The 8,728-nt window shown below is 51.2% G+C and carries 5 protein-coding genes and 1 pseudogene; 5 read left to right on the forward strand and 1 reads right to left on the reverse strand.

The annotated features are described in order from the left end of the window. The coding region (locus OSC10802_RS53135; protein WP_304412227.1) for an IS4 family transposase at window positions 1–193 on the forward strand (193 nt) is incomplete at its 5' end. A gap of 118 nt (window positions 194–311) precedes the next feature. Here the strand turns inward: OSC10802_RS53135 and OSC10802_RS41050 are convergent. Continuing rightward, window positions 312–1,309, reverse strand: a pseudogene (locus OSC10802_RS41050) (IS4 family transposase). Window positions 1,310–1,399: 90 nt separating this feature from the next. Here OSC10802_RS41050 and OSC10802_RS50490 point away from each other — a divergent pair. The 4 genes from OSC10802_RS50490 (at window position 1,400) to OSC10802_RS0120690 (ending at window position 7,657) form a co-directional block, all read left to right on the forward strand. Beyond that, the gene (locus OSC10802_RS50490) at window positions 1,400–1,843 is read left to right on the forward strand and encodes a hypothetical protein (protein WP_155968142.1); all 444 of its coding nucleotides are present in this window, start codon (window positions 1,400–1,402) and stop codon (window positions 1,841–1,843) included. Window positions 1,844–2,446: 603 nt separating this feature from the next. Continuing rightward, entirely contained in the window at window positions 2,447–4,222 is a 1,776-nt protein-coding gene (hmpF, locus tag OSC10802_RS0120675; RefSeq protein WP_017718676.1) for a pilus motility taxis protein HmpF, read from the forward strand. A 511-nt stretch (window positions 4,223–4,733) separates the two neighbouring features. Then, window positions 4,734–5,801, forward strand: coding sequence for a 2-hydroxyacid dehydrogenase (locus OSC10802_RS0120680; protein ID WP_232731717.1), 1,068 nt, complete (start codon window positions 4,734–4,736; stop codon window positions 5,799–5,801). 707 nt (window positions 5,802–6,508) lie between these two features. After that, window positions 6,509–7,657, forward strand: coding sequence for a nucleotidyltransferase domain-containing protein (locus OSC10802_RS0120690; RefSeq protein ID WP_017718679.1), 1,149 nt, complete (start codon window positions 6,509–6,511; stop codon window positions 7,655–7,657). Window positions 7,658–8,728 lie beyond the last annotated feature (1,071 nt).

The following is an 8,728-nucleotide window of genomic DNA, read 5'->3' on the forward strand; positions in this document are numbered from 1 at the left end:
GCCTTCGTTGCGAGAAGCCGTGCGCATGATTGCGCAACTTGGAGGCTTTTTGGGTCGTAAGGGTGATGGGGAACCGGGAGTCAAGACAATTTGGCGTGGGCTGTGTAGACTCCATGATATTGCCTCTACTTGGCAACTGAGGGACTCTGGCCACCCCAAAGAGGTGATGGACTTCCAAATGGGCTATACATAAATCTTCATTAAGAAAGATGTGGGTAATGGATAGCTCCCAGGTCGGGAGCACAAGTGTTGAATTCTGTCACAAAACTTTACATTTTAGCTTCCATTTATCCTGCTCTGAGTAAAAATGCTTACCCAGAGAGAAGTCGTTCTATCCAGTGGACATAGCTGATTTCTTGACACATACAACATTGAAGATAGCGGAATTTATCTAGTAGCGTAGTCCCCCATTCTTTAGGGATATCTACTATCTTTAATATCAGGTAAGCTATCAGCGAAACATAAATTTGTATAGCTATACCATTTACATTTTTAGGAATCAGCTTATCCAACTTAAGGTGCATTTTAAGAAACTTCCATAGCAACGTGCCACCTATATTTGTAGATTTCCATAAGCTCTTCATCGGAGACTTCGGCCCGCTCCAAATTGGTGGCCAATCTATACTCAGCACGCTTTTCAAGATCGCAAAAGTTAACAACTCTATATATTCCTGAGTCCTTGCCTGTCCCAACTAGAAACTGCCCCTTATTTTCAGAAAATTGAAGTTTGTAGTTGTTAGGGATGCGCAAGACAAAATACTTGTTTGACTGCTGGGCGAGCCGTAAAAATTTTAACCTAGAAAAGCCCCGATCTATTACCCCTACGCCGTTTGGGGGCAAACTAGCTAACATCTCTTTTCCATATCTGTAGTCAGAGTCGTATCCAAAATTTATTACGTTTTCTTCTGGAACTCCTGTGGTTAAATTTAAGGAGCTAACAAGCTTGACTTGGTAGTATTCTTGCAGCCATAGCAATTTACTCGTTAGAGTAATGACAGTTGAATCAATAGGACACATCTCATACTTTTGAGGGGGGTTTGACAGCAAATTTTCTCATTAAATTGTCAACAAAGTCTCAGGAATTGCTCTTGAATTCTGGACGCATTAGCTTTGAAAAAAAAATTGAAATATTTAGCTCATAGCCAGTTCCATTTATTCGCTTGAATATATCTCTCATACTGGTCAATTTTTTATTCATTGCATAGCTCAAACATATGGACATAAACAAGCGGGTGTTAAGGACAGTATAATCATTTTTAGGCAAATAAGCCAAACGATTTTGGACAATCTTAGAGAATGAGTTGAGCACAGGTTATTAACAGGATTAATTTGACCGTAGCCCAAAGCATAGCACGTTTTGGGCGCTTTTTTTAGGTCGAATTGTTAAGATTCAACACTTGTGGGTCGGGAGAGGGGGGAAATAATCAAGAATTCTCCCCTCTCCCCTTGTGGGAGAGAGGTTGGGGGTGAGGGGGATTACAAAAATGGGATGTTCCCGATAGGGGATGTCTGGCAGTACGATCCGAGGCAGATAACGCCTGTGTTTCCCTCAGAGTTGGGGTTTAGCAGAAGCGTTGCTCAAACCTTCAGTAGGGTGCCAATCGCTGAGTCTATGATTGTCCATCTGAAAAGGAACTATAATGATCGAACGTTTGAGAACTGCACCGGTAAGTCATCCAAACCCAAGCATACTGGTGCCGGTTCCCTGTCTCAGCAGAGCGCCCGCAACCCGCCAGTGCCGGCCTGTCCTACAAAGGTTATGCAGGTAAACGGGGAATTTTTCCGCACCGGCCCCGATCCGGGCGGCAGTTTCAAAGAAGGGGTCAGTTCTCTGGCAAAATAAAAAAAACAGCACAACAGAAAACCGAAAAAGAAACAATTCTTCTTTTGCCGGTTTTCTTTGGCCTTGTTGCCTGGAGCGAGCGGGGCGGCAGGTGGGATGAGGAAACTCGTCTGGCGAGCCCTCTGCTGTCGGAAGCTGGTTTCAATCCCGTTTTCGGGATTCAGCTGGCCAAAAAACCGCTGCTCCTACCCCCAGCAGAAATTATTGTCGCATTGATGTGGGCTTCTTTGCACAACCGGGATGCTCCCGGGAGGCGTCACCCCGCGCCCTAAGGCGCTGTAGGAGATCCGAGTCGTTGGTTCGAGGACTGTCATTGAAAATCCCCCAGCAGGGGGTGAGATGTTTTCGAGTGTCGTAAACTGGTTTGGAAAGGCAAGTCTGGCTATGTCAATTCCCCAACCCCCTCGCAGAGCTGCACCCCTAAATCTCGGGCGAGCCTGCCGGCACGAGTGTGAGCTCAGCTGGCGATGGGCACCTCGGTTAGACTGGAAGCTAGGTGGTGGGATGGCTTTGTCCTCCTAAGCTGGGTTTAGAGATCAACTAAATCCTTAGGGGAAGGTTTAGTCAAAAATTGGCCATAGAGATATCAAGAGGACGATCGGCGTGCTGTATCTAGCAGAAGTACAAAAACAGAAAGGTGGCTTTGGCCTCGGTGGCGGCAAGACTGAACTCAAACTGCTGGCCAGTCAGCGGGGAGAACAGCAGAGTTGGTTTGCCGTGACGGGTGAGGAGGTGATTCCAGCGGAGGAAGCGACCAACTTCAGTCCGGGGGCACTGGTGCTGGTGGACCTGGGGCCTGGCAAACAAGTGCAGCGGGTGTACCAGGATACGGCTCGTCAAATGGTCAACATTTTGCAAAGTTTCTCCCGCCAGCAGGACAAGTTTAAAACCCAGGAAGAAGAAATTGAACAGTGGAAGCAGTCGCTAACTTACCAGAGTCAGGAGCTCAATCGCCGGGAGATGGAATTGCAAGCCCGGGAAGAACAGCTCGAACAGATGGAGGAAGAATTTGAGCGGCTGGAGGCGCAGCGACAGGAAATTGAAGGCAGCCGCGAGGAGGCGAACCGGCTGCGAGAAGAACTGGAGCGCAACCGTCAGGAACTGGAGGGCTCCTGGGAAAACCTGCGAGCTGAGATGCTGCGTCTCGAGGAGCTGCAGGAGCAAGTGCAGCAGGGCTCGGGGCAGATGCTTGACGAGCAGCAGGCAAGCTATATTAAGGAATTGCTCGACCGGCTCTGCGCGCAAGCACCGACTTCCCCAGCACTGGAGATGCTGAATCGGGCATTTGAGAGGGTTGGGGAGCAGCAGTCTGTCCTCAACCACCACTGCCAGCAGCTGGAACAAAAACGGGCGGAAGCCGAGCGGGTACAACAGGAGGCAGACCGGCAAGCTAAAGAGCAGCACCACCGCACTCAAGAGTGGGAGCAAGCCCAGTCGTCTTTAGAGCAGGCTCGCTCTGAGTTGAAGGTGCAGCAGAGCAGCCTCAAACTCAAACAGGAGTATGCTGAGACGCTAGCGCTGAACCTGCAGGGATTTGAAGAGCTGCACCAGCAAGTTTACCGGCTGGCAGAGACTTCAGATAAGGTCAGTATCAGCCAGAAAGTGGATGTGGAAGCGCTCGAGCGGATGCCTTTGGACGAGCTGCAGGATCTGGTGGGGAAACTGCAGCAGGATTTGGAAAAGGTGCGCCGCTTTGTGGGGGATCAGGAAGAGGAGCTGGGGATGCAGCGCCAGACTCTTGATGAGGTGCAAGCGAAACTCCAGCGAGCCAGTGATTACGACCGCCGGCAGGTGGAAGCTCAACTGGCAGAGGAACAAGATCGCTATCAAATGCTGAATGAAACGCTGGTGGGACAGCGCCGCAATCTCCGAGATCGAGAGGATATTCTCAGCCAGCATCAAGCCGTGCTGTGGCGGCGTCTTGGCAAGCCCCCCGGCAGCGGACAAGACGGCCAGCTGGATTTTGGCTCTGTCCTGGCTCAAATGGAGGGGCAGCGGCAACAGATGGCAGAGGAGCTGCAAAAGCTGGAAAGGCAAATTGAGCAGATGCGGCTGAGCATTAAGCAAGCGGAGGAGATCATCGCCCGTCAGGCGGCGGAGCTGGCGGCGAGGAAGCGCGATCTCGATCAGCTGGAGAAACAGTTGCTTGAGCAGCAAACAGCAGCAGCTGAACTCTGGGGTAAGGTTAATCTCTATCAAGAGATGCTCCAGCCGGTACAAGACCAGCTCAACGATCTGCGGCAAAAGCTGGAGGCAGTTCAAGGCGGTCTGTATGAGGTTCAGCAGACGGATGAGTACCAGCAGCAGGTGTTGGCGCAGCTCAGGGGGCTATTCTCCAGTTTGATGGGCGAGCCGGTGCAACAGCTGGCCGTTTCTTAGACACATGAAAGATCAAGGGTGAAGGTAGAATTGATTCGGCTTTCATCCTTCTAACTTCTAACTCGGGCTTTGGCTTTTGCTCGAGTCACCTCCAAGGTCTGCTCACCGGCTTTCTGGGAATAGGCTGGGCTCTCGCAGGGTGGGAAACTGACGGAACGCACCCTACTGAGTTCTGCTTTTCTACTAACCAATATGACTGCTGCTATATTTATATAGCACTAGCCATTTAGGTTAGGGTAGGCGAGACGCCTGCCCTACGTCCAGATATCGTAGGATAGGCGATCATTCCGACGAGCTTGTCCGAACCTAAGTGAATATTACTCTAAATGCTCTCTTCCAATTTGATAGTTTAGCTTGGGGTTGCCTGGATTTCCAAACCGGAGATCGAGGGGTATTCCTCCTAAAAAAATACTATAGCGGTTTGCAATTGGATGAAGCACACCTCAGAAACCCGGAAGAGGGCGGAAGGGCCCGCCCCTACGCTCACCGGGTTTTTCAGTACCTCACTCATATGAAAAACGCTATATCTATCTCAATTTGGTATAATAATTTTTTGGCTAGCCCCAAAGTCTTTCTCAAAAGCATGTCTCAACCCAAAGTGTTTGTTACTCGCCGCCTTCCTGATGGTGGGCTAGATAGGTTGCGCTTTCTAGCTGAAGTTGAAGTCTGGCCAGAGCGCCTGCCGCCCCCTTACGAATTATTACTAGAAAAAGTCAAACATATCGATGGTTTGCTCTGCTTGCTGACTGACCGGATTGACCGACAGCTAATAGAGGCGGGGGCGTCTCTTAAGGCGATCAGCCAGATGGCGGTTGGCTACGATAATATTGACATTCCGGTGGCTACCGCACGGGGAATTCCGGTTGGGAACACTCCTGATGTTCTAACTGATGCGACAGCTGATTTTGCCTGGGCGTTGCTAATGGCAGCTGCGCGGCGGGTGGTGGAGGCGGATAGGTTTACTCGCGCCGGTTCTTGGCAGACTTGGGAGCCCGATTTATTGCTGGGTTCTTCGATTGCCGGTGCCACACTGGGGATTGTCGGGTTTGGACGCATTGGTCAGGCTGTTGCCCGTCGCGGAGCAGGTTTTAACATGCGGGTTCTGTATTTTAGCAGGCACCGGCGCGACCCCGCACTGGAACAATCTATTGGTGCTGAACCGGCAGAATTCGATGTTTTGCTGGGGGAATCTGATTTTGTCACGATTCACACTTCCCTTTCTGAGGATACTTATCACCTATTCAGCGACCGGCAGTTTGAGTTGATGAAGCCTGAGGCTATCCTGATTAATACGGCACGGGGAGCTGTAGTAGATCCAGACGCACTTTACCGGGCGCTGAGTGGTGGGAAAATTGCCGGTGCCGCACTGGATGTAACTGAACCAGAACCCATTCCTTTGAACAGCCCCTTGCTGACACTGAAGAACCTGATTGTCAGCCCCCACATTGGCAGTGCGTCGCGCCAAACTCGCTTGCAAATGGCTATGATCGCTGCTTCTAACTTGGCTGCTGGACTTAAAGGAGATCGCTTGCCTTATTGTGTCAACCCTGAAGTCTATGCGGGAGGGAAAGGGGAGTAGTTTTCTGCTGCCGGTGGCATGAAGAACCCCACCCCCAACCCCCTCCCCGCACGCGGGGAGGGGGAGGAAGAGGGGATTTTCGAGGTCGAGAAAACAGTTTCAATCATCCTGGTGCAACTCCAGCAGTTTTATGCTACTGATGGGAGTATTAACCCAAGTTGCAACTTTTGAAGGCTCTGCCTCCAAAACGGCGTTCCCAGCCTGAGGCTGGGAACGAGGGTAACGAGGGGAACCGGAAAAGCCCCCCCTTTTCTCGTGCCGGTGGCACAAAAGCCCGCCTCGTTTGGGCAGCTCAAAAAGCTCATGGCTTGTAGGTAGCAACTTGAGTTATTAGGGCTTCTCGCATTAAAAATCCCCTTCTCGCTCCCACTGTTGCTCGCCATCCGCGCAAAACTGCCGGTGGGGAACCTAGTGATATTATATCCGGCTGTATACTTATAAAACATGGAATGTGGCGGCAGAATGAATTGTTCCTCTATAAAGACAAAGCCAGCCTGCGCGGGCTGATTTTTGTTTCCTGATTAAACGGATTAAATAAGAGGGGTTGCTGCGGCACCCTGGAAGCAAGGGTCACGGGGCGCGGTTGCTGCTGCCGGCATTTTGTCTTATGCTTGTAGTATTAGGGGCGAGCTGGTGGGTGGCGCTGCCTTCTTGCCGGCTGCTTGGGTGGCAAGCCGGCTGTACCGACCGCGACAGGAGGATGATTGATGGAGAGAATCGCCGTAGAGTCCAGATTAATTTTACTTGCCCTTACAGGGAGTCACGCCTATGGGACTTCTAGACCGGAGTCGGACTTTGACTATAAGGGGGTTTTTATCGCGCCTAAAGATTATTACTTGGGGTTCAAGACGTTTGAGCAGAAAGATAGCGGCTGGGACACAGAACCAGGAACGGGGCTTTACCCGATGCTGGATGGGGTGAAAGACTGTACAGTCTATGAGTTAAGGAAGTTTTTGTCGCTGGTTTTTAACAACAATCCAAACATTCTAGAAACGCTTTGGATGGACAGGGAGTTCTACGCCCACATATCTCCTGTGGGTGAAAAGCTGCTCTCTTACCGTTCCGCTTTCCTGTCTCAAAAAGTCAGGGGGTCTTTTGCCGGTTACGCTTACGCGCAAATCAAGCGGGTTGAAACTCACCGGAAATGGCTGCTGCACCCCCCTGAAAGAAAACCTGTTCCCCAGGACTTTGGACTAAATGACGATAATTACAAGCCTTTAACTAAGGCTGAGATGAATGCTTTTCTAGAATTCCTTTACATGCTAGTCCGGGACTGCATCGAGTTTTTGGAGCCGGCGCAGCAGCTGAGAGATTTGCTTCTGGAAAAGATTGACTATAAGGCAATTCTCAAGCAGCACTCCCTGGCAGAAGAAGTTTTGCCAAGGGTTAAAGAATATACGAGAGCTACGAATGACTTTATCCATCTGCTGCACGTCTCGCAAGGCTACCGGCAGGCGCTCAATGAATGGGATGCTTACTGCAAGTGGAAGCTGGGAAGAAATCCAGAGAGGAAGGCGTTGGAGAAGAAATGCGGCTATGACGCCAAGCACATGTCGCATTGCATTCGGCTGCTGTGTATGGGGATAGAGATCCTGAGAGATGGGGTGCTCAATGTCAGCCGGAAGAAAGCCGGTGATGCGGGCTTTCTGCTGGCCATCAGAAACGGGGATGTTGGTTATCAGGAAGTCAAAGAGATGGCTGATTCTCTTTTTGAGGAAATCAAAAGTGTGGCGTCTAACCTGCCAGAGGAGGTGGATAGAGAATTTCTCAATTCTGTTTGTGTGGAGTTGGTGGAAATGGAAGGTTGGCAGCGGGGAGGGATGTCTGGGTGTTCGCCGGCACCGCAAACGGCCTGATCTCTTTGCCAGAAATAAGCTGGTTTTCAAAGTTTGGGAAGCAGCCGGTATCTAGAGGCGGAGAGTGGGAACCACCAGAATTCGCGCCTCCCGCACCGCTCTCATCGCTGCCAGAGTCCTGATTTATGGCTCGTGCCGGTGTTTCCCATGCCTCTGCTGGAAGGTAGAATCACACACAGCACTCCGCTTTCGTTCGCTACAGCGCGAATTTTAAAGGCTCTGATTTTGCGGATATCGGGGAGGATTCCAGCAGATTGCGAGCTGGCCCTGGGCCTGGGTCAATGAAACGGGGGGTTGCCGGCTGCCGGTGGGATACATTGGGCCTGCTGAGTTGCGGTCAAGCTGGGGCGGCGCGTCTGGGTGGTGGATTCTGGGGCCAGCGGGTTCTAGTGGCCGGTGGATCGAAGAGGTGGGGTGGCAAATTCCTGAGACTGTTGGTGTCTTGATAGGGGGTCAATCCCCCCAGTCCCAAATTTACGGAGGGGGTTGGGGGTGGGGTTGCCCCAAGTGGGGCCAGTCTCCGTGGGTGGCCATTGGTGTCAGCTTAAACTTAATAATGAACCGCCACAGGACGCGGCGGCTTCCCGCAAGGTACAGGCCAACAAGGCCAAGAAGCCGGTGGAAAGAGGAAGATCGACAGAAAAATTAATCGGGACAGTTGACCGGAGATGATATAAGAGGCGTGCGGCGGGAGCGGGCAGTGCCGGTTTTTACCGCGCAGTTGTAGAAAGCCGAGTCGCGTCTCTACCAGACACCAGTGGCACGGGGGCCGGCCCCAACGGTTGCCCGCACGATCCAATCTAGCTCAAACCCTTACCGGCAGGTCGATTCAGGATTTCCGAAAAATTTTTCAAAAAATTTCCCGAAAAAGCTTGACAAACTTTTTGGGGGTTGTTACAGTAGTAAAGCGCGGTGAGGAAAGAGGCAGCGCAAGCGGCCCGACGCCCTCACAGCACCGAACCTAGATAAAAGAATAGTTTGAAAGCCAGAAAGCATCAAAAACCTCGTCAAAGCAATTAGAGGTCTTCGGGGCAACCTGGAGATTTCATTATAACAAAAACCTCCCCTATT

It is taken from the genome of Kamptonema formosum PCC 10802, from assembly GCF_000332335.1.
Taxonomy (GTDB): domain Bacteria; phylum Cyanobacteriota; class Cyanobacteriia; order Cyanobacteriales; family Oscillatoriaceae; genus Oscillatoria.